The organism is Janthinobacterium sp. Mn2066 (assembly GCF_049319705.1).
Lineage (GTDB): Bacteria > Pseudomonadota > Gammaproteobacteria > Burkholderiales > Burkholderiaceae_D > Janthinobacterium.
Genome location: NZ_JBMOUF010000013.1, coordinates 21,735 through 44,162 on the forward strand (window position 1 = coordinate 21,735; position 22,428 = coordinate 44,162).

Annotated in this window: 20 protein-coding genes; 9 read left to right on the top strand and 11 right to left on the bottom strand. The window is 63.4% G+C overall.

The genetic code is table 11. The annotated features are described in order from the left end of the window. The first annotated feature begins 90 nt into the window (after window positions 1-90). Window positions 91-1,494, top strand: a complete 1,404-nt coding sequence (locus tag ACL9RI_RS22910; RefSeq protein WP_422728789.1) for a DHA2 family efflux MFS transporter permease subunit — start codon at window positions 91-93, stop codon at window positions 1,492-1,494. On the opposite strand, the gene ACL9RI_RS22915 is transcribed toward ACL9RI_RS22910, so the two are convergent. Together ACL9RI_RS22915 and ACL9RI_RS22920 are read right to left on the bottom strand one after the other, a co-directional pair. Beyond that, a complete protein-coding gene (locus ACL9RI_RS22915) occupies window positions 1,409-2,269 on the bottom strand; it encodes a sterol desaturase family protein (protein ID WP_422728790.1) in 861 nt (286 codons plus the stop codon). The genes ACL9RI_RS22910 and ACL9RI_RS22915 overlap by 86 nt on opposite strands. A gap of 77 nt (window positions 2,270-2,346) precedes the next feature. Beyond that, window positions 2,347-3,099, bottom strand: a complete 753-nt coding sequence (locus ACL9RI_RS22920) for an FxDxF family PEP-CTERM protein (RefSeq protein ID WP_422728791.1) — start codon at window positions 3,097-3,099, stop codon at window positions 2,347-2,349. Window positions 3,100-3,456: 357 nt separating this feature from the next. Here ACL9RI_RS22920 and ACL9RI_RS22925 point away from each other — a divergent pair, with 357 nt between their 5' ends. Beyond that, window positions 3,457-4,812, top strand: a complete 1,356-nt coding sequence (locus tag ACL9RI_RS22925) for a M20/M25/M40 family metallo-hydrolase (RefSeq protein WP_422728792.1) — start codon at window positions 3,457-3,459, stop codon at window positions 4,810-4,812. 4 nt (window positions 4,813-4,816) lie between these two features. Here ACL9RI_RS22925 and ACL9RI_RS22930 read toward each other — a convergent pair whose 3' ends face one another. Beyond that, complete coding sequence (locus tag ACL9RI_RS22930; protein ID WP_422728793.1) at window positions 4,817-6,580, bottom strand: FAD-dependent oxidoreductase; 1,764 nt, start codon at window positions 6,578-6,580, stop codon at window positions 4,817-4,819. A gap of 265 nt (window positions 6,581-6,845) precedes the next feature. Between ACL9RI_RS22930 and cysM the strand changes: the two genes are divergently transcribed. Next, window positions 6,846-7,748: a cysteine synthase CysM gene (cysM, locus tag ACL9RI_RS22935; RefSeq protein WP_422728794.1), complete on the top strand. Its 903-nt coding sequence runs from the start codon at window positions 6,846-6,848 to the stop codon at window positions 7,746-7,748. 132 nt (window positions 7,749-7,880) lie between these two features. Here the strand turns inward: cysM and ACL9RI_RS22940 are convergent, their stop codons facing one another. The 5 genes from ACL9RI_RS22940 to ACL9RI_RS22960 all read right to left on the bottom strand — a co-directional run bounded on the left by ACL9RI_RS22940 (window position 7,881) and on the right by ACL9RI_RS22960 (window position 13,661). Further along, window positions 7,881-8,189 carry a hypothetical protein gene (locus tag ACL9RI_RS22940; RefSeq protein ID WP_043461079.1) on the bottom strand — a complete coding sequence of 103 codons (309 nt, stop codon included), beginning with the start codon at window positions 8,187-8,189 and terminating at the stop codon, window positions 7,881-7,883. Between the two features lie 462 nt (window positions 8,190-8,651). Then, a complete protein-coding gene (gene mltB / locus ACL9RI_RS22945) occupies window positions 8,652-9,824 on the bottom strand; it encodes a lytic murein transglycosylase B (protein WP_422728795.1) in 1,173 nt (390 codons plus the stop codon). A gap of 8 nt (window positions 9,825-9,832) precedes the next feature. Continuing rightward, window positions 9,833-11,821: a transglutaminase TgpA family protein gene (locus ACL9RI_RS22950; protein WP_422728796.1), complete on the bottom strand. Its 1,989-nt coding sequence runs from the start codon at window positions 11,819-11,821 to the stop codon at window positions 9,833-9,835. Beyond that, window positions 11,818-12,738 (bottom strand): DUF58 domain-containing protein, encoded by a 921-nt coding sequence (locus ACL9RI_RS22955; protein WP_422728797.1) that lies wholly within the window; start codon window positions 12,736-12,738, stop codon window positions 11,818-11,820. The genes ACL9RI_RS22950 and ACL9RI_RS22955 overlap by 4 nt, the downstream gene beginning before the upstream one ends. Window positions 12,739-12,743: 5 nt before the next feature. Then, window positions 12,744-13,661 (bottom strand): AAA family ATPase, encoded by a 918-nt coding sequence (locus ACL9RI_RS22960; RefSeq protein ID WP_422728798.1) that lies wholly within the window; start codon window positions 13,659-13,661, stop codon window positions 12,744-12,746. Between the two features lie 206 nt (window positions 13,662-13,867). Between ACL9RI_RS22960 and ACL9RI_RS22965 the strand changes: the two genes are divergently transcribed. Continuing rightward, window positions 13,868-14,794 carry a histone deacetylase family protein gene (locus tag ACL9RI_RS22965; protein WP_422728799.1) on the top strand — a complete coding sequence of 309 codons (927 nt, stop codon included), beginning with the start codon at window positions 13,868-13,870 and terminating at the stop codon, window positions 14,792-14,794. Window positions 14,795-14,806: 12 nt separating this feature from the next. Here the strand turns inward: ACL9RI_RS22965 and ACL9RI_RS22970 are convergent, their stop codons facing one another. Further along, a complete protein-coding gene (locus ACL9RI_RS22970) occupies window positions 14,807-15,220 on the bottom strand; it encodes a hypothetical protein (RefSeq protein ID WP_422728800.1) in 414 nt (137 codons plus the stop codon). A gap of 151 nt (window positions 15,221-15,371) precedes the next feature. Then, on the bottom strand, window positions 15,372-16,154 hold the full coding sequence (locus ACL9RI_RS22975; protein ID WP_422728801.1) for a hypothetical protein: 783 nt from the start codon (window positions 16,152-16,154) through the stop codon (window positions 15,372-15,374). Between the two features lie 227 nt (window positions 16,155-16,381). On the opposite strand from ACL9RI_RS22975, the gene ylqF reads away from it, so the two are divergent. Beyond that, the gene (gene ylqF / locus ACL9RI_RS22980) at window positions 16,382-17,329 is read left to right on the top strand and encodes a ribosome biogenesis GTPase YlqF (RefSeq protein ID WP_422728802.1); all 948 of its coding nucleotides are present in this window, start codon (window positions 16,382-16,384) and stop codon (window positions 17,327-17,329) included. A gap of 51 nt (window positions 17,330-17,380) precedes the next feature. Here ylqF and ACL9RI_RS22985 read toward each other — a convergent pair whose 3' ends face one another. Beyond that, complete coding sequence (locus tag ACL9RI_RS22985; RefSeq protein WP_422728803.1) at window positions 17,381-18,199, bottom strand: DODA-type extradiol aromatic ring-opening family dioxygenase; 819 nt, start codon at window positions 18,197-18,199, stop codon at window positions 17,381-17,383. A gap of 114 nt (window positions 18,200-18,313) precedes the next feature. Here ACL9RI_RS22985 and ACL9RI_RS22990 point away from each other — a divergent pair, with 114 nt between their 5' ends. From ACL9RI_RS22990 to ACL9RI_RS23005, 4 genes are all read left to right on the top strand, one after another. Continuing rightward, on the top strand, window positions 18,314-19,216 hold the full coding sequence (locus ACL9RI_RS22990; RefSeq protein ID WP_422728804.1) for a LysR family transcriptional regulator: 903 nt from the start codon (window positions 18,314-18,316) through the stop codon (window positions 19,214-19,216). A 61-nt stretch (window positions 19,217-19,277) separates the two neighbouring features. Further along, window positions 19,278-21,266, top strand: coding sequence for a TonB-dependent receptor (locus tag ACL9RI_RS22995; RefSeq protein WP_422728805.1), 1,989 nt, complete (start codon window positions 19,278-19,280; stop codon window positions 21,264-21,266). A gap of 177 nt (window positions 21,267-21,443) precedes the next feature. After that, entirely contained in the window at window positions 21,444-22,115 is a 672-nt protein-coding gene (locus ACL9RI_RS23000; protein WP_422728806.1) for a thiol:disulfide interchange protein DsbA/DsbL, read from the top strand. Between the two features lie 30 nt (window positions 22,116-22,145). After that, window positions 22,146-22,370 carry a hypothetical protein gene (locus tag ACL9RI_RS23005; protein WP_422728807.1) on the top strand — a complete coding sequence of 75 codons (225 nt, stop codon included), beginning with the start codon at window positions 22,146-22,148 and terminating at the stop codon, window positions 22,368-22,370. Window positions 22,371-22,428: the final 58 nt, after the last annotated feature.

Consider the following 22,428-nt stretch of genomic DNA (forward strand, 5'->3'; position numbering starts at 1 on the left):
GTATCAAATGTTGGGAAGGAGTGGCTTGACTGACGCTTTCCAGTCGCAGATAGAATCAAATGTCTGATCATTGAGAAATTCGGAGTAGCCATGAACGACCATATTGACAGCCGCCGCCGCTGGCTGGCCCTGGCCGGCATTGCCATCGCCAGCTTTCTGGGCTGTATCGACTTTACTATCGTCAACACTGCCATCCCGGCCATCCAGGCGGATCTGGCTGCCAGCGTAGAGCAGGTGCAATGGGTGGTCACCGTCTTCGTGATGGCCTTGTCCGCCTGCATGGTGGCGGCCGGCCGCCTGGCCGATTTGCTGGGGCGGCGCCGTTTGCTGTACCTGGGCATGCTGGTGTTTGGCCTGGCCTCCCTGGGCGCGGGCCTGGCGCCGTCGATTGCCATCCTCGTCGCCTGGCGCCTGGTGCAGGGCGTGGCGTGCGCGGCCTTGTACACCACTTCGGCGGCCATCGTCGCCCATGCGTTCCCGGAAAGTGAACGGGGCCGGGCATTGGGCATGCTGTTTGCCGCCAATGGCCTGGGCCTGGCCATCGGCCCGGTGGCGGGCGGCTTGCTGGTGGCCAGCCTGGGCTGGCGCTCCGTGTTCCTGCTCAACGTGCCCCTGATCGTCATCGCCTTCATGCTGTGCCTGGGCCGGGTGCTGGAGTCGCGCGGCGAAGAGGAGCGGCAGCGCTTCGACGTGGCCGGTTTTATCTTGCTGGCCCTGGCCTTGCCCTGCCTGCTGCTGGCCATCGGCCAGGGCCAGTCATGGGGCTGGACCTCGGCCGCCACCGTGGGTGCGGCCGGCATGGGGCTGGCCCTGCTGCTGGCCTTTGTGCAGGTGGAGCGCACGGTGGCCGCGCCCTTGCTGCAAATGGCATTATTCGTCAATGGCCGCTTTTTGCTGGCCAGCCTGGCAAACTTTTCACTGGCCTTCTTTTATTGCGCCGCCTTCTTCTTGCTGCCCCTGTATCTGGGCGAGGTGCGCGGACAGGGCAGCAGCCAGATCGGCTGGCTGCTGTTGCCGATCACGGCCGTGATGGCGCTGGTGTCGCCGCAGGCGGGCCGCGCCGCCGACCGGTTTGGCGCGGCGCCGCTGCTGGCGACAGGTTTCGTGTTCCTGGCGTTGTCGGCTGCCATGCAAACCGTTTTTGTGCAGGATAGCAGCTGGACCTGGGTGATGGTGGCGCTGGCCTGCCTGGGCATCGGCTGGGGTTGCATCCTGGGGCCGGCCACGGTGGCGGCGCTGGCGTCCGTGCCGCCGCAGCTGGCGGGCGTGGCCATGGGCGCCGCCTGGACCTTGCACAATGTGGGGGCGGCGTTGGGATTGACGATCGCTACCGTCGTATTCCAGGCGGCAGGCGGCAAGACCGCCTTTTTATCGGGTTTTCAAGCCGCCTTCTGGCTGCTGCTGGTGCTCAGTCTGCTGACCCTGGCTTGTTTGCTGCTGGGGCTGTGGCAGGCGCGGGGCGCCAGGGCGCCAGCAACTGGCCAGCCAGGCTGACGGGCATGGGCGCTTCGATACCGCAGGCGCTGGGCCACTCGCGCGGCAAATGGTGGGTGCCGAACACGCGGTCCAGCACCGGCAGGGTCGACGCATAGTTGCGGTTGATATGGTCGTACTTGCTGTGATGCCAGTGATGGAAGGCGGGCGTGGCCACCAGCCATTCCAGCGGGCCGAAACGCCAGCGCAGGTTGGCGTGGATAAAGAAGCCCCACACTGTGCCGACCAGCAACAGCAGCACGGGCGCCGCGCTGCCGGTGGCGCCAGGGCCGGCCAGGCCCAGCAGATATAAAGGCGTCAAACCGAACAGGCGCGTGACCACCATGTCCACCGGATGGGTGCGGGTATTGGCCAGGAAATACATGTGTTCGGTGCTGTGATGCACGGCGTGGTAGCGCCACAGCCACGGGATTTCATGGCTGAGCCTATGGCCCCAGTAAGTGCCGACTTCGCCGATCAGCAAGCCTAGCAGCAGTTTGGCCCACAGCGGCAGGTCGCCCAGGGTGGCGGGGATGGCCTCGGGCAGCAGCCGTTGCCCGGCCACCGCCACCAGCGCCAGGGGCGCGGCCAGCAGGACGGCCGGCAGCAGGCTGCTGAGGAAATAAAAGCCCAGGTCGCTGAGCAGTTCTGTTTTCGAGCGGCCAGCATGGCGCTGGCCGAAAAAGCGTTCCAGCGGCACAAATAACAAGGTCAGCGCCACCAGCCACAGGCCCAGGCGCAGCACTTCCACGGCCAGGCCGGGCAGGTGTTGTTGTATCGATTGCAGCAAGCTCATGGCAGGGGCAGGGACGGTAAATGTAAAAAATCCGGACGGGCTAAGCCGGTCCGGATCCGATGGGTGTCACAGGTTGATCAGGCTGCGTTATGACGGCGACGGCGCGCCATGAAGCCCAGCAAGCCCAGGCCGCCGAGCAGCATGCCCCAGGTCGATGGTTCCGGCACGGCCGATACCAGCGACACGCCGTCGAGCAGCATGAATGGTGGCGCGCCCGTCGGGCCGCCCTTGGCCATGAACGACAGCACTTCGCTGCTGCTGTTGGCCGTGAAGGTCATGCTGGCCTGGTTCCAACCCGTGAAGCCCTTGCTGGCGTTGCTCAGGACGCTGGTTTGCTGCGATTGATTGCCCAGCGAGACATCCCAGTAATTGATCGGGTTTGCGCCTGTGAAGCCTACTTGCTGGGCTGCTGCGTACGAGAAGCTCAGGGTATAGGATTGACCGGCGACCAGGCCATTGATTTGCTGCGTGATAGGCGCAGGAAAGTAATCCCAGTCGGCAGCAACGAAATTGCCGCCCGTCGGGCTATTGGTCAAGCCGTTTTTCGGGCCATTGCCGTTGTAGGAATTCGGACCCCACAAGGTCAGGCCGTTCGAGCCCGTGGTGTCGGCCGTGTTGGGGCCAAACACGAAGTTGTAGCCCTGGGTCGACCAGTCGGTCAGTTGCGTGCGGTCGGTGCGCGTGTCGCCGTTTTGCGACAATTGCTTCGAGGTGCCGTTGGTGGTTTGTTCGAAATCGCCGTTCTTGACGAGGTTGACGCTGTCGGCTTGAGCAGCCGAAGCGCTGAAAAGTGCCGTTGCGGCCAATGCCAGCAGAATAGATTTACGCATGAAAAGCTCCAGTATGGACAGGTTGGGTAACAGACTGTCGGCGAGCTTTTTGGCCAACGGCATGATTCGGCACTGTATGCGGTGAGCGAATCGGATTCTGTTTGTTTGGTGTTTTTATGATAACTGTTATGTCTTCTTGGTCAGATTATAGCAGCGTTTGATAAAAGAATATGTGAAATATCTTGGAAACAACAGAAATTTAATATTGATAAGATTTTCAAGTTTACGCTTTTACTATTCGATTCCCGTTATTCGTTGCTTCATAGCATCAAAAAGGCGTATTCGGACTGCATCGATCACGCGCTGCTTGCTGAAAGTGCGAGAATGTCCCGCTAATAACAATCAGGAGAACATTGCATGTTACGTATGTTGACAGGAATCACGGCGGCCTTGTTGTCGGCCGGTGTGGCGGCGGCGCCAGCGGCGGACACGCTGCAGCCGGAAATCGCGCAGATCGTGGCCGGTATTTCGCCGCAGCGCATCGAAGCGCATGTGCGCAAGCTGGTCGGTTTCCAGACGCGCCACACCATGTCCGATACCGAGTCCGATACGCGCGGCATCGGCGCTGCGCGGCGCTGGATCAAGGCTGAACTCGAGCGCTGCGGCGCGCAGGCAGGCGGCCGCCTGCAGGTCGCCTTCGACATCCATATCGCGCCGGTCTCGAAGCGTATTTCCCGGCCCACGGAAATCGTCAACGTGGTGGCGACCTTGCCGGGCAGCCAGCCGCAATCGGCCGAACGCATCTATGTAGTGAGTGGCCACTATGACTCGCGCGCCACCGACGTGATGGACGCCAGCAGCGATGCGCCGGGCGCCAATGACGACGCCTCGGGCACGGCTGCCGTGATCGAAATGGCCTGCGTGATGGCGCAGCACAAATTCGACGCCACCCTGGTCTTCATGACGGTGGCCGCTGAAGAGCAGGGCTTGCTCGGTTCCGGCCACTGGGCGGAACAGGCGAAGCTGAAAAAACTCAATATCGCCGGCATGCTCAACAATGACATCATCGGCAGTTCGCGCGCCGACGACGGCACGGTCGATGGCGGCCAGGTGCGGCTGTTTGCCGAAGGCATTCCTGCAGTAAAAGAAATGAGCGATGGCGTGCGCGGCCTGGTGGCGACGGGCGGCGAAAACGATTCCATCTCGCGCCAGCTGGCGCGCCACGTGAAGCAGGTGGGCGAGCGTTATGTGCCCGGTTTCCAGGTCAATGTGATCCAGCGCGCCGACCGCTACCTGCGCGGCGGCGACCATATGCCGTTCCTGGCGCAGGGGTATGCGGCGCTGCGTTTCACGGAACCGCACGAGGATTTTTCGCACCAGCACCAGAACGTGCGCGTGGAAAATGGCAAGCAGTATGGCGATTTGCCGCAATTCGTCGATTATGACTACGTCGCCAAGGTGGCGCGCGTGAATGCGGCGGCGCTGGCCTCGCTGGCCCTGGCGCCAGCGGCCCCGAGCGGCGTGCAAGTGCGCACGGCCCAGCTGGAAAACGACACTTCATTGGTCTGGCAGCCGAACACGGAGCCGGACCTGGCCGGCTACCGCGTCGTCTGGCGCGCCACCACGGCCGACCAGTGGCAAGGCGCGCAAGACGTGGGCAATGTCACGCAAGCGAAGATCAAGCTATCGAAAGATAACTATTTCTTTGGCGTCCAGGCGATCGACAAGGATGGCAACGTCAGCGTCGCCACCTATCCCACGCCCTTGCGTTAAGCGCTCAGGCGGTACCGGCAGGGAGCTTGGCCAGGAAGCCGTGGATCTGGGACACCACGGCTGCTCCCTCGCCCACGGCGGCGGCCACGCGCTTGGTCGAACCGGCGCGCACGTCGCCAATCGCGAAGACGCCCGGCACGCTCGTTTCCAGCGCGGCCCGTTCCGGCAAGTTGTCGTCGCGGGTGTCGCCGGCGCGGATGCGGGCGCGGCATTCTTCACGCGTCACGTCAAAGCCCGTGCGGATAAAGCCCTGTTCATCGACGGCCACGGCGCAGCCGTGCAGCCAGTCCGTGTTCGGATCGGCGCCGACGAACAGGAACACGCGGCGCACGGCGTAATCGTCTTCCTGGCCCGTCTGGTTGTTGCGCCAGCGCACGCTCGTCAAGCCGTCGTCATCGCCTTCGAGCGCAATGATTTCCGTGTGTGCGTGCACGCTGATGTTGGCCGTGGCGGCGATGCGCTCGATCAGGTAGCTCGACATGCTCGACGCCAGGCTGGGACCGCGGATCACCACATGCACCTTGCTGGCGTGGCCGGACAGAAATACGGCCGCCTGGCCGGCCGAGTTGCCACCGCCCACCAAGACGATTTCTTCCTGCTTGCACAGCTTGGCCTCGATCGGCGACGCCCAGTAATACACGCCCCGTCCTTCATAGGTTTTCAGGTTGGCCAGCGAAGGGCGGCGGTAGCGCGCGCCGCACGACAGCACTACCGTGCGGGCGCGCACCGTGGTGCCATCGGTCAGGGTCAGGCGCAATGGCCAGCTGTCGCATTGCAGCTTGGCGGCGCTGGCCGGGGTGGCGATCTCGACGCCGAATTTCTGCGCCTGCACAAAGGCGCGGCCCGCCAGGGCGCGGCCGGAAATACCGGTCGGAAAGCCCAGGTAATTTTCGATGCGGGCACTGGCGCCGGCCTGGCCGCCATACGCCCGCTGTTCCAGCGCCAGCACGGACAAGCCTTCCGACGCTGCATACACGGCCGTGGCCAGGCCCGATGGTCCGGCGCCCACCACCAGCACGTCGAAGATGCGGTCGCCCGATAAATCGGGCAGCATGCCCAGGCAGCGCCCCAGTTCCGCGTGCGTGGGATTTTTCATCACATTGCCGTCGGGGCACACCACCAGCGGCCATTCCGGCGGCGTACCCTGGTAGCGTTCGACCAGCGCAGCGGCGGCTGCATCCTGGGCCGGATCGAGTACCGTGTGCGGATGGCCATTGCTCGACAAGAAACTTTGCATGTGGAACAGGTTGCCATTGCCACGCGGCCCCACCAGCACCGGGCCACCCGAATTGACTTCGATCAAGCCGACCCGGCGCAGTATCAGGGCGCGCACGATGCGCTCGCCCAGTTCCGCTTCAGCCACCACCAGCGCGCGCAGTGATTCCGAACTGATGATCAGCACTTCCACGTCGCCCACGGCATGGCCGTTGACGAGCGCCGGCCGGCCCGACAGTTGCGCCACTTCGGCGACGAACTGGCCCGGCGTCAATTCGCTCATCGGCGAGGTCTTGCCCAGGCCCTCATGGCGGCTGATGGCCACCTTGCCCGACAGGATGACGAGCATGCCGAAGTCGCTGCTGCCGGCCTTGAACATGCTGCTGCCATCGGCATAGCAGGCGCGGTGGCCGAAGCGTTCCAGGCGGCGCAGTTCGGCGGCGCTGAAAATCGGCCAGATCTGGTGGCGGCGGTTGGCCAGTTCGGCGGCGCGGGTGGGGACGGCGTCGTCCGGCGTGATCTCGGGAAGGAATTCAGGGGTGGTGCTGGCCATGGCAAGTCCGTTGAGCGAATAAGCAAATAACTAAAATAACTAATCTGGCGAGTCTAGCGCATGCGCGCGCGCCGTGTGTCGATTGTACTCGCCGCTGCCCGTAAAACAGCAAAAAATGGGGGCTCGGGCGGCTTGCAGCGTGGCCGCCTTGCCTGCTGGCGCCGCCGCCGCGCCCCCTGATTAGCCGTACACGGGCTGGCATCTCATATTAGAATGGGCCTTTGTTGCACTTATTTGCACTTACTCAGACAGACTCGACGATACGATGGCTTACAAGACACTTGAAGATACGATAGGCAATACCCCGCTGGTGCAACTGACGCGCCTGCCCGGGGCCGATGCAATTGCGCGCAACAACGTCATTCTCGGCAAGCTGGAAGGCAATAATCCAGCCGGCTCCGTGAAGGACCGCGCCGCCATGTCCATGCTCAAGCGTGCTGAAGAGCGCGGTGTCATCAAGCCAGGCGATACCCTGATCGAAGCGACCAGCGGCAATACCGGCATCGCGCTGGCCATGGCCGCGGCCCTGCGCGGCTATAAAATGCTGCTGCTGATGCCAGATAACCTGAGCGTGGAAAGGCGCCAGAGCATGGCTGCCTATGGCGCCGACATCTTGCTCACGCCCAAGACGGGCGGCATGGAATATGCACGCGACCTGGCCGAACAGATGCAAAAGGACGGCCGCGGCGTGATCCTCGACCAGTTCGCCAATGAAGACAATTCGCGCGCCCACTATGAAACCACGGGGCCGGAAATCTGGCGCGATACGGAAGGTCGGGTGACGCATTTCGTCAGCGCCATGGGCACCACGGGCACCATCATGGGCGTGTCGCGCTACCTGAAAGAACAAAACCCGGCCATCCAGATCATCGGCGCCCAGCCCGAGGAAGGTTCGCAAATTCCCGGCATCCGCAAATGGCCGGAAGCGTATTTGCCGAAAATCTACGACAAGGCGCGCGTGGACCAGATCGAATACGTGAGCCAGGGCGTGGCCGAACGCATGGCGCGCAGCCTGGCGGCGGAAGAGGGCTTGTTTTGCGGTATCTCGGCAGCCGGTGCATGCGAGATCGCGCTGCGCATTTCGCAGACGGTGGAAAACGCGACGATCGTGTTCGTGGTCTGCGACCGCGGAGATCGTTATCTGTCTACCGGCGTGTTTCCAGCCTAAAACTGCTGCGCGTCGCGCTTTACAGAGCGTTTTTAAGTAGAGGGTAAAACGGGGAAGTCTGCTTGGCCAGGACGGCCGGGGAAATACCCCCTCCCCCGGACCGAGGGAGGGAAAACCTGCCAACTGGCAGGATCAGCCTTGCGACGTTTCGCCTTCTTTCGGCTTGAATTGCTTGTCGCTGATGCGGAACTTGTTGCGACGGTCACCCATCAGGTAACGCAGGTCACGAATGCTCAGGTCGCTGACTTCGTGCATGCGGATCAACAGCGATGCGCCGACCGGCAGGCGGTGGTGGCGAATTTTGCTGATGACTGGTGGCGCTACTTCCAGCGCGCGGGACAGGGCTGCGTCATTTTTCAGGCGCAGGTTTTCGATCAGGGTATCGAGCAATCTGTTTGGGTTGTATTGCAGCAGATCATCGGAATCCGAATCGCTGTTCATATCAATGCCGACTTGATTTGTCATGATGTTATTTGTTCCTTCTGTAGTTGCACTGCAAAGTAAAAACACTCGGAGCTCGCTCTTGCTGCGTTCATGTTCATTCTTTACTAAAAGGAACGATTTCACACATGGTAGATCCGGGATACAGTTTTCATAATATATACACAATTGTACAGCACGATTCAGTTTCTTGCAGGAAAGTATTCGTATCGTGCGTCGTACGGCATAAACGTTGTCGATTTGAAACGCCTATTTATTCTTTGCTATCCTCTATGATAGATCAAAAATTGTACTTTGACAAAAGTTAATTATAAAACCACTCTGTATTTTCCCATCGCGCACATGACTGGCGAGCAGAGCAAGAACGATGTTAATGTCACTACCTTAGACCTGAACGGTGGGGGCTTCAACATCGCTTACGCTTTCTTACAAGTAATATTATAACTTTACACCGACTTTTAGTTAGCGCGAGCGCGCTTGGCGAACCGCCTTGCCCAAGTCGATAACGGACATGGCATAAAAGTAACTTCTGTTGTATTGAGTTATAGCAAAGAAGTTATTGGTTGCCAAGCGATACTCTGTTGCTTCGGAGCCATTCTGCAGGTCGATCAGGCCGAAAAGCCTGTTTTGTGGCGGGTTCGCCACGCTGCTGACACCGGCCTCCTGCAGCTCATCGAGGCGGTACTTTGCCTCCAGCCCCTGGCCGATGAATTTTTCCCAGGCGCGGCTCGGCGACACCGTGGCCGGGTAGGTGATGATGGCCGGATCGTCGCGTTTCCAGCCGTGCTGGATGAGGAAATTGGCCACGCTGCCGATCGCGTCGGCTGTCGAATTACGCAGGTCGATGTGACTATCGCCATCGAAGTCCACCGCATATTGCATGATGCTGCTAGGCATGAACTGGGGCAGGCCGATGGCGCCCGCGTACGAGCCGAGCAAGGTCAGCGGATCGATGCCATCCTTGCGCGCAAACAGCAGCGCGTTTTCCAGTTCTCCCTTGAAAAATGCCATGCGGGCGGCGCGGTTCGGGCTTTCCGGATACGAAAACGCCAGGGTAGCCAGCGCGTCGAGCACGCGGAAGCGGCCCGTATTGCGGCCATACACGGTTTCCACGCCGATGATGCCGACGATGATCTCGGCCGGTACGCCATACTCGCGTTCGGCGCGCGCCAGCGCTTCGGCGTTTTCATCCCAGAATTTCACGCCCGCATTGATGCGCACCGGTTCGATGAAGCGGGCGCTGTAGGCTTGCCAGTTTTTCGGCTTGCCTGGCGGCGCCGGTTTCATCAGCTGTACCGCCGTATCGACGTAGCGCACCTTGCCGATCAGCTCGTCGAGCGAGGCCCGGTCGAAACCGTCCCTGGCCGCGATGTCGTCGAGGAAGGCCCGCACTTCTTGCCAGTTGGCGTAATTGACGTCATCGCCTTCGAAGTCGAACTTGGCCGGGGCTTTTTGCGCTACCGTTTTTGCCTGGGACTTTTTGGCCGCTTGGGCCTTGGCTGCGCGCAGTGCCTGGGCGCGGTCCGAGGCCGAAATATTGCTGTTTTCGCCGGCGTAGGCAGTGCTGCATACGCTGGACAGGAGCAGGGGAAGCGAGAGGAACAGGGACAGGGGAGCGTATTTGATCGGTAACAAGGAGCGTCTCATCGGCATTGGGTTAGCAGGCGGCGCAAAGTGTGTTGCGCGCGGGTTTGTTCATCCAGACTGGCGTTACCATACTTCATCGCGGCATAGATTGCCAGGAAGCGCGCCATGGCGGCGTGCGCTTCGGGCCTCGCCGTGACCGTCGCCAGTCGCGCAGCATAACTGTGCGGGCCTTCATGCGGCGCACGGCTGCAGCCGCGGCGCGCCTGCTGGCGGCAAAATTGCGCATACAGGGTCTCGAGTGCATCGCCAGATTCAGCGTGCCTGCGATGGACCAGCCATCCGGCCAGTGCGGCCAGCGCCGCCAGGACACCGCAAGCCAGCGCCACGGTGGTGGGCGAGAGCGACCTGGCTGCAGCGAGGGCATCGCGCTGGCGCTGCGGCGTGTAATCGAGCACCCAGCTTTTCCAGCCCTGTTCGACGCGTTGCCACTGGCTGCGCCAGGCATCGACCGTGCCGCCGCTATCGCCATCGAGGCCGATCAGCGTGCGCCAGCCTGCCACGGCAGGCGGCAACGCTGCAGCGAGATTGCGTTCGGTGCGCAGCGGCGCCACCGCGCTGGTCGGGTCGATCCGTACCCAGCCGCGCCCGGCCAGCCAGACTTCGCTCCAGGCGTGAGCGTCGGACTGGCGCAGGGTCAGGCTGCCATCGGCATGGCGTTCGCCGCCCTGGTAGCCGGTGACCACGCGGGCGGGAATGCCCATGGCGCGCATCAGCACCGTAAAGCTGCCCGCATAGTGTTCGCAAAATCCCGCCTGGGTGCGGAACAGGAAATCGTCGACGTCATCGCGGCCCAGCAAGGGCGGCTGCAAGGTGTAGCGGAAGGGCGCTTGCCGGAAGAACGCCAGCACGGCCGCAATCGCGGCTTCGGGGGGCAACTGGGTGGCGCCGCTGCCCCGTAATTGGCGCGCCCAGGCCAGGCTGCGCGGATTGAAGCCGGCCGGCAGTTGCCGCCAGCGTTGCTGCTGCGCCGCTGGCAGCGTGGCCTGCAGCTGGTAGCCCATGCTGGAACTGGCCCGGTAGCGCACGGGCGCATCGATGGGACGCACGGTCGACACTTCCAGCGCCGCCGACACCAGATAAGGATTGCCGGCCAGGCGCTCGATGGAGCGCGGCAAATCAAGCGCCAGGATGCGGCGCTGGCCGCTCGGCTGCAGGGTGACGGCGTAGTCGGTGCGCGCGCCATCGAGCACGATGCCGGGCGTGGCCCCGGCGGCCGGATCCGTGCCGCGGGTCCAGCTGCTGCCGTCGTAATCGTTGAGCACCAGGCCGCGCCAGTACAGTTGATCCTGCGGCGGCACCGGGGTGCTGAAGCGCGCCTTCAGCACGGCTTCACTGGACAGGGCCAGGCTGGCGATGGCGCCCGGCGACATGCTGTCGCTCAACCCCGTGCGCGCCTGTTCGCCGGCATGGGACGCGCCCCACAGCGGGCTGCTCATGCGCGGCACGGCAAAGAACAGCAGCACGGAAAGCGGGATGACGATGGCCAGCATTTGGCCCAGCAAGCGCAAACGCTGCCACAGCGGCGCCTGCACGGCGCCGTACTGGGACGACAACAAGCCCGCCAGCAGCATGGCGACAGTGGCCAGCATCCAGACGGCGGCAGCGATGCCCTGGGCATGGAAAAAGCCGGCCAGCAGCAGGAAAAAACTCAGGAAGACAAACACGAAGATATCGCGCCGGCCATGCATTTCCAGCGATTTCAACGATAGCAGCAAGGCCAGCATGGCCACGCCGGGATCGCGGCCCAGCAGCGTGCCATAACTGGCGTGGATGCCGGCGATGCCCAGCAGCGCCAGCGGCAGCAAGACCCGCAGCGGCGGCTGGCGCTGGCCGCGCACGGTGATCGCGGCGCGCCACAGCAGGGGTGCGGCAACGGCCGCCGACAGCCAGGCCGGCAAGTGCAGCGCATGCGGCGCCAGCACCATCGCGGCGGCCAGCAACAGCAGCAGGAGGTCGGCCTTTTCACGCGGCAGAGGGCGCATCATGGCGCTTCCGCCAGCGCGCGCAGGCACGCTTCCTGGTGGCGTAGCCCCAGGCCGGGCGCCAGGGTCAAGCCGTCCAGGCGCAGCCCATATGGCAAGCCTGCGCGCTCCGCTGCCAGCACCCAGGCGGCCAGGCGCGACAGCCGCGCTTCCGGCTCCAGGGTGGCGGGCAGGGTGGCCAGGTCGAGCAGCAGCGCGCCGTGCATGGCCGCCGCATCCTGGAAATGCTTGCTGTACAAATGGTCGCCATCGTGGCGGGCGATCTGGCGCCAGGCCAGCCTTTGCTGCGGATCGCCGGGCTGGTAGGCGCGCACGCCGGCCAGTTCTTCCTGCCGTTCCTGTGCTTGCCGCATGCTCGCTGGCAAGGGCGGGCAGGGGCTTTCCGGGCGCGGCAGCACCAGCACGCGCGCCTCGGGCTGCCACCAGCACCAGGCGTAAAACAGGCCCAGCGGAAAACCGCTGGACAGGCGCACGGACGGCGCTTCCAGCCAGCCGCGCCGCGTCGTCGCCAAATGAATGACAGTGGTGCTTTCGCCGTGGGCCGGCACATCGGCTTGCTGCTGCGCGCCTGTGCCAGCAGAGAGGGCGATGGCATGGCGCGAACGGCTGCTGCGGTTGATCAGGCGCAATTCAAATGCAGCGCTGTCGCCGGCAAATACAGCCTGGCCCGGCGTGGCGGCCAGCGCCAGGCCTGCCAGGTTGCGGCTGGCGAACAGCATGTCGACGATGGCGCAGGCGGCCGCAAAACAGGTCAGCGCATATCCCAGGCCCAGCTGGAAATTGACGGCCGCGATCCACAGCGCCAGCAGCAGCGCGCCAAACGCCAGTCCGGCGCGCGAGGGGCGGATATGCACGCGGTGCGCCCCCAGCCAGGGCCGCACCGGCAAGTAACGCCGCCATTGTCCACCGCTGGGCCGCATGGCGCTCAGACGGGCACGGTCAGCAGCAACTGCTGCAGCAGCGCGCGGCTGTGCACTGTGCCTTGCACCCCTTGCGCCGGCTGCAGCCGGTGCGCGCAGACGGGCAGCAGCATCGCCTGCACATCTTCGGGCGTGACGTGGTCGCGGCCCGCCAGCGCTGCCCAGGCGCGCGCCGCCTGCAGCAGGGCCAGCGCGGCACGCGGGCTCAGACCATCGACAAAGACGCCGCCATGGCGCGTGGCGTGCACCAGCGCCAGCACATAGTCGGCCAAGGCAGGCGCGGCGTGGATGTCTTGCAGTGCCGCCTGCGCCTGCAGCAATTCCTCTGCATTCATCACGGCGGGCAGCTGCTGCAGCATGCTGCGGCGGTCGGCGCCCAGCAGCAGGGCGCGCTCGGTGGCGGCGTCGGGATAACCGAGGGTGACGCACATCAGGAAGCGGTCCAGCTGTGATTCAGGCAGCGGGAAGGTGCCCAGCTGGTGTCCGCAGTTTTGCGTGGCAATCACGAAAAACGGCTGCGGCAAGCTGCGCGTGACGCCATCCTGGCTCACTTGTCGCTCTTCCATCGCTTCCAGCAAGCCCGATTGGGTCTTCGGCGTGGCGCGGTTGATTTCATCGGCCAGCAGCACTTGGGTAAACAGGGGGCCGGGATGAAACACGAAACTGCCGCTGCCCCGGTCATACACGGACATGCCGGCCACGTCGGCGGGCAGCAGGTCGCTGGTGAATTGCTGGCGCTTCCATTGCAGTCCCAGCGTGATGGCCAGTGCATGCGCCAGGGTGGTCTTGCCCACGCCGGGCACGTCTTCGATCAGCACATGGCCGCCGGCCAGCACGCAGGCCAGGGTCTGGCGGATCTGCAATTCTTTGCCGACGAGCACTTCGCCGATCTGGCGCGCGGCCTCGTGTATTTTCAAAAACATGCGGTTTCCATCATGGGGCAAGGGCTGATTAAATTACAATGACTGCGCCTGGATCATGTGAATGACGATGCGCCTGCTTGGCGCGCCGCCCGCCAGCGGCGCGCACGTGGTAGATTAGAGCAGATGCAGAGTAAAAGCACGCCAGGATTTTATGCGAGAAGGCGTCCGAGAAGACAGAGACCAAGAGTACAGCAATGAGTACAGCCATGAGTACAGCTATTTATACCCACCCCGATTGCCGCCGTCACGAGATGGGCGAGTGGCATCCCGAATCGCCGGCGCGCCTGCAGGCCATCAGCGATCAATTGATACTGGCGCATATCAGCGACCTGGTCGAGCACCGCGATGGCGCGCGCGCGCAATTGTCCGATATCGAACGCAATCACAGCGCCACGGCGATCGGCCTGGTGCGCGACAATGTGCCGGCCGAGGGCGAGTATTATCCGCTCGATGGCGACACCCTGCTCAATGCACACAGCTACCATGCGGCGCTGGCGGCGGCCGGTTCCGCCGTGGCGGCCACCGACGCCGTCATCGATGGCGAGATCGCCAATGCCTTTTGCGCCATCCGCCCGCCCGGCCACCATGCGCGGCCCGGCGAACCGATGGGTTTTTGCCTGTTCAACAATGTCGCCATCGCCGCCAAGCATGCATTGGATGTACGGGGACTGGAACGGGTGGCCATCGTCGACTTTGACGTGCATCATGGCAATGGCACGGCCGAAGCGGTGGCGCACGATCCGCGCATCCTGATGGTGAGCTTTTTCCAGCATCCGTATTATCCGTACAGCGACGTGGAATCCTATACGGATACGCGCGTCAACGTGCCGGTGCCGGCCCGCTCGAAAGGCGAGGTGGTGCGGCAACTGGTGCAAGACCACTGGCTGCCGGCGCTGCACCGGCACCGCCCGCAGATGCTGTTCATTTCCGCCGGTTTCGACGCCCACCGCGAAGACGACGTGGGCGGCATGGGCCTGGTCGAAGCCGATTACACGTGGATGACGGAACAGATGATGGCGGTGGCCAAACAGTATGCGCAGGGCCGCATCGTCAGCTGCCTCGAAGGCGGCTACAACCTGTCGTCGCTGGGCCGCAGCGTGGCCGCGCACGTCAAGGCGCTGGCCGAATTGTAAGGTGTCCTGCTGCTAGAACAGCGGCAGGCGGCTGCGCGAATTGGTGTGGCGGTGCGTCTGGAAACCGAGTGCATCGCCGGCCATGAAGCGGCGCCAGGCTTGCGTATAGACGGCCGACGACTTCTCGGTGTCGAAGCTGTCCAGGTGCAGCATGTCGCGGTGATGCTTGATTTCATTGACCAGATGGTCGTACAGCGCCTGCAAGCCGTAGGTATCGGCGCTCTGGCGTTTCAATGTATCTTCCAGCGCCGCGATTTTCTGTTGTAACTGGCGATAGTCCTTTTGCAGCCGCGCCAGGCTGTGCGGCGCGCGCTTGGCCGGTGCTGGCTGACGATAGCGCGCGCTGGAGCGCAAGCCCGTCTGTTCTTCCCGCCTGACGATATCGTCTTCCGGCACCGGCATGCCGCCAGCCTTTTCCATCACCATGTGAACCGCTTCCCTTCGTTTGAATCCGATATGCGCAGCGAGCATCGCCGGAAATCATTGCTTTTCATTTAAGAGGCGGTATTAGAGCATACTTTTTTATTGCTGAAAATAAATATAAAGATCTTTCTGGAAATATTTATAATTTTGTATCTTAATGGATATTCGCGGACGGATTCTTGCCGCTGGCGATGGTCTCGCTGGCATAGGTCAGTATCAGCAAGGTGTTGTCGTCCCAGCTGCGGTCATGCAGCGGCGGCACATAGCGGCGCAGGTCTTCCTTCAGGCGCACGCTCATCGACCGCTCGCCCGAGCGCGCCTCGACGGAGGCCAGGGTGTGGCGCGATGGAAACGGCACGTGGATCAGCGCGGAATGGCAGGGGCCGCCCGCCATGCGGAAAAAGTTGCGCATGATGAAGGAGAGCTGGTCCTGCTCCACCGCCCAGCGCACTTCGCATTCGAGCCGCAAGTCGCCCAGGCGGCGCACATTGGGGGGCAGGCCCGGCGTATGGATGTCGGGCTGCCAGCGCAGCGAGGCGCGTTTCTTGTTGCTGACCAGGTCGGCGTTGGCGTCATAAGCCGTCTTGTCGCGCGACAACACGAAGGTGCCGTCGGCAGACAGGGGAATCGGAATCGACAGATTGTCCGCCGACAAGTGCAGGGTCACGTCGTCGAGCGTGCCCTCTGGCGTGGACGGGAACAGCATGAAGCGCAGCGGCGCGGCCGGCGCCAGCTGCCGGTGATCGGCATAGGCGTCCAGCCCCCTGAGCATGGTGCGGTAGGGGCGCAGGTCGGGATCGCGCGCGCTTTGTACGTCGACGATCTGCTGCATTTCCTGCCTTGCCGAGCCGTCGCCAGCGATCACCGGTTCTTGGGCCATCGCTGGCAGCAGGCACGCGGCCATGGCGGCGAGGAAGGAAAGGCGGGAAAGGGGCATGGAAAGCGTGCTCGGTTAATGTGCTATGTGGAAATCAAGGGGCAATGAATCAATAGCTGCTGTCCTGCAGTAGGGGCCGACGAATCTTAGCATTGAGTCAAATGCCAAAATATCACCAATTGTCTCGCCCGCGTCGCACGGCAGGACTGCGCCGTCCATAAAATGGGACGCACGGGCGGCAACCACGTAAAATAGCGGATTGACTGAACGATTTTGAAAGCAAGAGCATGGCGATACATTGGTACCCAGGACACATGAACGCGGCCCGCAAGAAGGCGGCCGAAACCATGGAAAACACCGATCTGGTGATTGAAGTGGTCGATGCGCGTCTGCCGGCCGCCAGCTGCAATCCCATGGTGGAAGAGCTGCGCCTGTTCCGCCAGCGTCCCTGCCTGAAAATCCTCAACAAGATCGACCTGGCCGATCCGGAAGCCACCGCCGCCTGGGTCAACTATTTCAATGCCCAGGAAGGCGTGACCGCGTACGCGATGACGACCAAGAAGCCGGGCGACGTGGCGCGCATCCCGGAACTGGCCAAGTCGCTGGCGCCGCATCGCGGCGTGCCGACCAAGCCGCTGCGCATCATGATCATGGGCATACCCAACGTGGGCAAGTCGACCCTGATGAACGCCCTGCTGAAAAAGCGCGTGGCCAAGGTGGGCGACGAGCCGGCCGTGACCAAGATGCAGCAAAAGCTGTACCTGGACAAGAACACCATCCTGGTCGATACGCCCGGCATGCTGTGGCCGAAGATCGCCGTGCCCAGCGACGGCCTGATGCTGGCGGCCAGCCACGCGATCGGCTCGAATGCGCTGATCGAGGAAGAAGTGGCCGTGTTCCTGGCCGAGGAACTGCTCAAGCGCTATCCGCACTTGCTGCACGCGCGCTATGGCACCAAGGTCGGCGAAGTCGATGCGATCGGCGTCGTCGAAGGCATCGCCGCCAAGCGCGGTTTCCGTATCAAGGGCGGCGACTACGATTTCGAAAAAGCCTCGCACACCCTGCTGCTCGATTACCGCACGGGTACCCTGGGCCGCATTTCGCTAGAAACGCCGGACACCCGTGCCGCCCTGCTGGCGCAGCACGCGGCCGAGATGGCGGAAAAAGCCGCCAAGGCCGCCGCCCTGGCAGCCGAGAAGGCGGCCAATGCGGCGCGCGGCAAGCGCGGCACCTGATTATCCTGGCTCAAAAAAAGCGCCGCGACAGCAATCTCGCGGCGCTTTTTTTTAGGCTGCGCTGCTATCGCCAAACCTGAAACTGGTCACCGCCAGCGCACCGGCGAAAGCATCTTCGTGGTACACGACCTGTGCCGCTTCCTGTTCCGCCGCGCCCAGCGCCACCATCAGCGGCAGCAGATGGTCTTCGTACGGGTGCGACTGGCGCGCGCCGGGCGCCTGGTCCCAGTGCAGCAACTGGTCCAGGCGCCGGGCTGGCGGCTGCGCCATGGCCTGGCGCAGCCAGGCGTCGAACTGGTGCGAGGCGACGGCGCCCGGCTGGCCGAACTGGCGCAGGTTATGGTAGCTCAGGCCACTGCCGGCGATCAGTACGCCCTGCCTGCGCAGGCCGGCCAGCGCGCGGCCCACTTCGATATGCGTGAGCGGATCGTAGCCGTGTTTCAGCGACAGCTGCACCAGCGGCACGTCGGCTTGCGGATAGATCGGGTACAGGGCGCTGAAGGTGCCGTGGTCAAACCCGCGCTCATGGTCCAGGCGCGCCGGATGGCCGGCCGCGTCGAGCAGCTGTTTGACTTGCGCGGCCAGCGCCGGATCGCCGGGCGCCGGATACTGGATTTGATAGGTATGCGGCGGAAAGCCCGAATAGTCATACAGCATGCCGGGACGCGGGCTGGCCGAGACCAGGAATTGCGGTCCTTCCCAGTGCGCCGTGACGACCAGCACGGCTTTGGGCCGCACGCCGATCTGGCGTGGAATGTCTTTCAGCGAGGCTTCCAGCACATCGTAGCGGCTGCCGACATGCTCTTTCATGAAGGGCCAGGGGCCGCCGCCGTGCGACAGGAAATAAGTGGGGAAAATGTGCTCTTGCATGGCGATTCCTCGATGGGATGGCGGATGATGGCATTACTATAGTCATGACTACCCAGTTGATCAATACAGGGATTATTGATATATCATTTCCTTTTTGTTGATGATGGGAAGTGCATGGATACCTTGCGCAGCATGCGCGTGTTTCGCGCCGTGGTGGAACTGGACAGCTTTGTGCGGGCCAGCGAGCGCCTGAACCTGTCGCCGGCCATGGTCAGCAAGCACGTGATGCACCTGGAGCGCCACCTGGGCGCGCGTTTGCTGAACCGCAGCAGCCGTCACCTGAGCCTGACGGAAAGCGGCAAGGTGTATTTTGAGCAATGCCGCGAGATGCTCGACAACCTGGACGAAGTGGAAGCGACCGTGGGCCGCACGACGGTGGTGCCGCGAGGCATGGTGCGCCTGAGCGCGCCCGTCTGGTTCGCCAATCCCATTTTTACGCGGACCCTGGCCGCCTACCGCACGCGTTTTCCGGAAGTGACTTTCGATGTCGACCTGAGCGGACGCGTGGTCAACCTGGTCGAGGAAGGCTTCGACCTGGCGCTGCGCGTATGGCAGCCGGCGGCGCAGACGCCTGCGGCCAACCTGATCGCGCGGCCCATCGGCAGCATCGAATTCCACCTGGTGGCGGCGCCGTCCTACCTGGCGCGCGCGGGGCGGCCGCACGCGCCGCAAGACCTGGCGCGCCACGCGATGATCAGCTATTCGCTGCTGGCCAGCGGCAATGAGCTGCGCCTCGATGGTGCGCAGGGCCGTGAAACGGTCAAGTTCCAGCCTGTCTTGCAAAGTAATAATGAAAGCCTGCTGCATGCGGCCGCGCTGGACGCGATGGGCATCGCGCTGCTGCCGTCCTGGCAGACGGATGCCGACCTGGCAGCCGGGCGGCTCGAGCGCCTGTTTGACAACTATGGCCTGGCCGGCGGCACGGTGTACGCCGTCTACACGAGCCGGCGCTACCTGTCGTCGAAAGTGCGCACCTTTATCGACTTCCTGGCCGAGGAAGGCAGCCTGGGCCAATAGCACAGGAGCGGGGCTTTTATGCCCTTTCTCCGCGCTTGCCTGGCCCGCCGCCGTGCGTATAATGGGCCGCCTCAGCCTATTCAAGGACCGCGACAGCGGCCACCCTGCTTCCGCCCGCATGTTCAAGCCATTCGCCATGACGTCTACCCGCAAGCGCTTCGCCGTGCCCGCCGCACGCGCGGTGCTGCTGGCCGCGCTGCTGGCGCCTGGCCTGGTGCTGGCGCAGCAGGTGCTCGTCACGGGCACGCGCAACGGCATGGCGCAGGGCTATACCGCCATCGGCGCGCGCGTTTTCAGTGGCGATGAAATCCGCCGTTCCGGCGCCAGCGACCTGGTCGAAGCCTTGCGCAAGCTGGCCGGCATCGATCTGCGCCGCGCGCCGCAGTCATCGCAGCGCCCCGATCTGCGCGTTGCCGCCGCAGCCTACGGCGCGGGCGCCAAGGCGAGCGCCGCGCCGGCGGCCTCTGGCGTCAACGTGCCGGCCACTGGCGAGCAGGGCGATGCCCTGCTGTCCCTGATCCCGCTGGAGAATGTCGAGCGCGTCGAAGTGACCGGCAGCGGCGCCGTCACGGTGGTCACGCGCCAGCCAGCGGCCGGCGCCACGCATGGCGAACTGTTCAGCGAGGCGGGCGAATTCGACCAGCGCGACAACCGGCTGTCCCTGGCGCGCAACCGCGACGGCCTGTCGCTCGACGCCGCCCTGGAAGAGCAGCGCAATGGCAATTACCGCGACGGCAGCGACTTTCGCCAGCACAGCTTCAGCGGCGGCGCCGAATGGAAGGTGGCGCATGGCCGTTTTGGCTTCAGCGCCGACAGCGTCGACCAGGATACCCGCTACCCGGCGCCGCCCGGCCTGTTTTCCAGCATCACGGCACTGGACCGGCGCCCCGACGACCTGTATGCGTACAACGTCAAGCGCGCCAGCGCATTCGTACAGCGCTATATCGGCAATGTCGACCTGGGCCTGGAAGTGTCGCAGCGTGAAAAAAACGCGTCGACCAGCTATGTGGGCGACAACGGCAGCTATGTCTCGGCCTATGACAGCCGCCAGTGGCAGGTCTCGCCGCGCGTGCGCCATTATGGCAAGTGGGGCGGCGCCACCACCGATACCGAAGTGGGCATCGACCTGATGCAGTGGCAGCGCCGCACGGGCAGCGTGACGCCCGACGAAGCCGACCAGGTAGTCCGGCGCCAGCATTCGCGCGCCTTGCTGCTGCGCGAAGAGCTGGCGTTTGGCGGGCCGCATGCGCCGCGCCTGCTGTTCGGCCTGCGCCATGAACAGTATTACCTGGACGCGGCCGACCTGCCGCCGGGCGGCAGCGCTTGGGAAAACCAGAATGCCTGGGATATCCAGGCCAGTTATGACTTTACGCCGCTGCTGAGCATCTATGCCAAGGCGGCGCGCAGTTACCGTATCGATGACGATGGCTATACCAGCGCCGGCTACCGCCCGCTGGCCGGCCAGCTGCGCCAGGAGCGCGAGGTGGGGGCGACCTGGGGCAACGCGGCCCGCAGCATCTCGCTGCGCGTGTTCAGCGAACACCTGCGCAACGAGATCATCTTCGATCAAAGCCTGGGCCAGCAGGGCTATGCGGGGAACCTGGAGCCGACCAGGCGCGATGGCGTGGTGCTCGAGGCGGGCATGAACCTGAACCGCGACTGGCGCATCGGCGGCCAGGCGCAGCAGGTCAACGCCAGCTTCGACGACTATCCGTATCATGGCCAGGATATCGCCCTGGTGCCCAAGACGCTGCTGTCGGCCCGCCTGTACTGGGTGCCGCCCGGTGGCGCCAGCAATGCCGACATGGGCGTGCAATGGCTGCGCGCGCTGCGCTACGGCAGCGATTTCGACAATAGCTGCCTGGCGCAAGTGCCGGCCTTCGCCACTCTCGACGGGCACTATACGCGCAAGATGGGTTCCTGGGAGCTGGGCCTGTCCGGCAGCAACCTGACGAATCGCCGCCATTATGGCGATGCCCCCGCCTGCCGCTCCAGCATTTACCAGAATGACGCGCGGCAGTTGCGGATCTCGCTGCGTTATCGTTTTTAAAAAAACGTTTTTAAAAAGCGTTTCTAAAATCGCCACCTCCCCGCCAGCGCTTAAGGCGGCCTTAATCGCGCGCGTGGCAGTCAAAAATGCGATCTTTTTTGCCGCCGGTCCTGAAAGTCTGCTGCAAAAAGTGGTAATCTCGCGCTGTTCACGACCACTTGATGATGAAGGATTATTATGCGTTTCATGCGTTTCCTGGCCCCTATGCTGGCCGCCGTCGCTTTCATGGCAACCACCACCGGCGCGATGGCCGCCGATACCGGCTTTACCACGCTCACCACGCCGGTTCCGGCCGAGACCAGCAAGAAGGTCGAAGTGGTCGAATATTTCATGTATTCCTGCCCGCATTGCAATGCACTCGACCCGCTGATGCATGACTGGGTCAAGAAGCAGGGCGACAAGATCGCCTTCCGCCGCGTGCACCTGGCCTTCTCCGGCCCGAAAGACCCGCAAGCCCACGCCTATGTCACGCTCGAAGCGATGGGCCAGCTCGATCAATTCCACGACAAGATTTTCCGCGCCATCCACGTTGAGCGCAACCGCCTGAACAGCGACAGCGCCATCCTCGACCTGCTGGTGAAAAATGGCATCGACAAGGCCAAGTACCTGGAGATGTTCAATTCCTTCGGCGTGCAGACCAAGCTCAAACGCAATGAACAATTGATCGCCGCCGCCAAGATCGACAGCGCGCCGACCATCATCGTCGACGGCCGTTTCGTCACCTCGCCGGCGCAGCTGTCGCGTCCGGGCCAGTCCGAACGCCAGGCACAGGAAGCTACCCTGGCCGTGATGGATGGCCTGGTCGCACGCGTCATCAAGGAGCGCGGCGCGGCGCCGGCCAAGAAGTAATCAAGAGTCATTCACCCACCGGAGATCGTCATGAAACAGCTGCCCTGGACTTTATGCGTACTGGCCCTGGCCCTCGTGGCCTGGTTGTCGCTGGCTGTCGTCAGCACGGAAAACCAGCGTAACGCGCTGCTCAGCAAGACCTGCGCCGATCCGATGTTCAAGGGCGAGGTGGACGCCAAATGTCTGGCCACCGTGCAGACGCGCGCGCACTGGTGGCAGCACCTCGGTTATGCCATGACGCATATCAGGTCATGATGGCCTGACAGCTTGACGTTTCCCTGGAAGCCCGCCTCGTGCGGGCTTTTTGACGTCT

Bases quoted from the DNA above. Each gene is read 5' to 3' on its own strand.
- ACL9RI_RS22910 (WP_422728789.1), top strand. From the start codon at position 91: ATGAACGACCATATTGACAGCCGCCGCCGCTGGCTGGCCCTGGCCGGC.
- ACL9RI_RS22915 (WP_422728790.1), bottom strand. From the start codon at position 2,269: ATGAGCTTGCTGCAATCGATACAACAACACCTGCCCGGCCTGGCCGTG.
- ACL9RI_RS22920 (WP_422728791.1), bottom strand. From the start codon at position 3,099: ATGCGTAAATCTATTCTGCTGGCATTGGCCGCAACGGCACTTTTCAGC.
- ACL9RI_RS22925 (WP_422728792.1), top strand. From the start codon at position 3,457: ATGTTACGTATGTTGACAGGAATCACGGCGGCCTTGTTGTCGGCCGGT.
- ACL9RI_RS22930 (WP_422728793.1), bottom strand. From the start codon at position 6,580: ATGGCCAGCACCACCCCTGAATTCCTTCCCGAGATCACGCCGGACGAC.
- cysM (WP_422728794.1), top strand. From the start codon at position 6,846: ATGGCTTACAAGACACTTGAAGATACGATAGGCAATACCCCGCTGGTG.
- ACL9RI_RS22940 (WP_043461079.1), bottom strand. From the start codon at position 8,189: ATGAACAGCGATTCGGATTCCGATGATCTGCTGCAATACAACCCAAAC.
- ACL9RI_RS22950 (WP_422728796.1), bottom strand. From the start codon at position 11,821: ATGATGCGCCCTCTGCCGCGTGAAAAGGCCGACCTCCTGCTGCTGTTG.
- ACL9RI_RS22955 (WP_422728797.1), bottom strand. From the start codon at position 12,738: ATGCGGCCCAGCGGTGGACAATGGCGGCGTTACTTGCCGGTGCGGCCC.
- ACL9RI_RS22960 (WP_422728798.1), bottom strand. From the start codon at position 13,661: ATGTTTTTGAAAATACACGAGGCCGCGCGCCAGATCGGCGAAGTGCTC.
- ACL9RI_RS22965 (WP_422728799.1), top strand. From the start codon at position 13,868: ATGAGTACAGCTATTTATACCCACCCCGATTGCCGCCGTCACGAGATG.
- ACL9RI_RS22970 (WP_422728800.1), bottom strand. From the start codon at position 15,220: ATGGTGATGGAAAAGGCTGGCGGCATGCCGGTGCCGGAAGACGATATC.
- ACL9RI_RS22975 (WP_422728801.1), bottom strand. From the start codon at position 16,154: ATGCCCCTTTCCCGCCTTTCCTTCCTCGCCGCCATGGCCGCGTGCCTG.
- ylqF (WP_422728802.1), top strand. From the start codon at position 16,382: ATGGCGATACATTGGTACCCAGGACACATGAACGCGGCCCGCAAGAAG.
- ACL9RI_RS22985 (WP_422728803.1), bottom strand. From the start codon at position 18,199: ATGCAAGAGCACATTTTCCCCACTTATTTCCTGTCGCACGGCGGCGGC.
- ACL9RI_RS22990 (WP_422728804.1), top strand. From the start codon at position 18,314: ATGGATACCTTGCGCAGCATGCGCGTGTTTCGCGCCGTGGTGGAACTG.
- ACL9RI_RS22995 (WP_422728805.1), top strand. From the start codon at position 19,278: ATGGGCCGCCTCAGCCTATTCAAGGACCGCGACAGCGGCCACCCTGCT.
- ACL9RI_RS23000 (WP_422728806.1), top strand. From the start codon at position 21,444: ATGCGTTTCATGCGTTTCCTGGCCCCTATGCTGGCCGCCGTCGCTTTC.
- ACL9RI_RS23005 (WP_422728807.1), top strand. From the start codon at position 22,146: ATGAAACAGCTGCCCTGGACTTTATGCGTACTGGCCCTGGCCCTCGTG.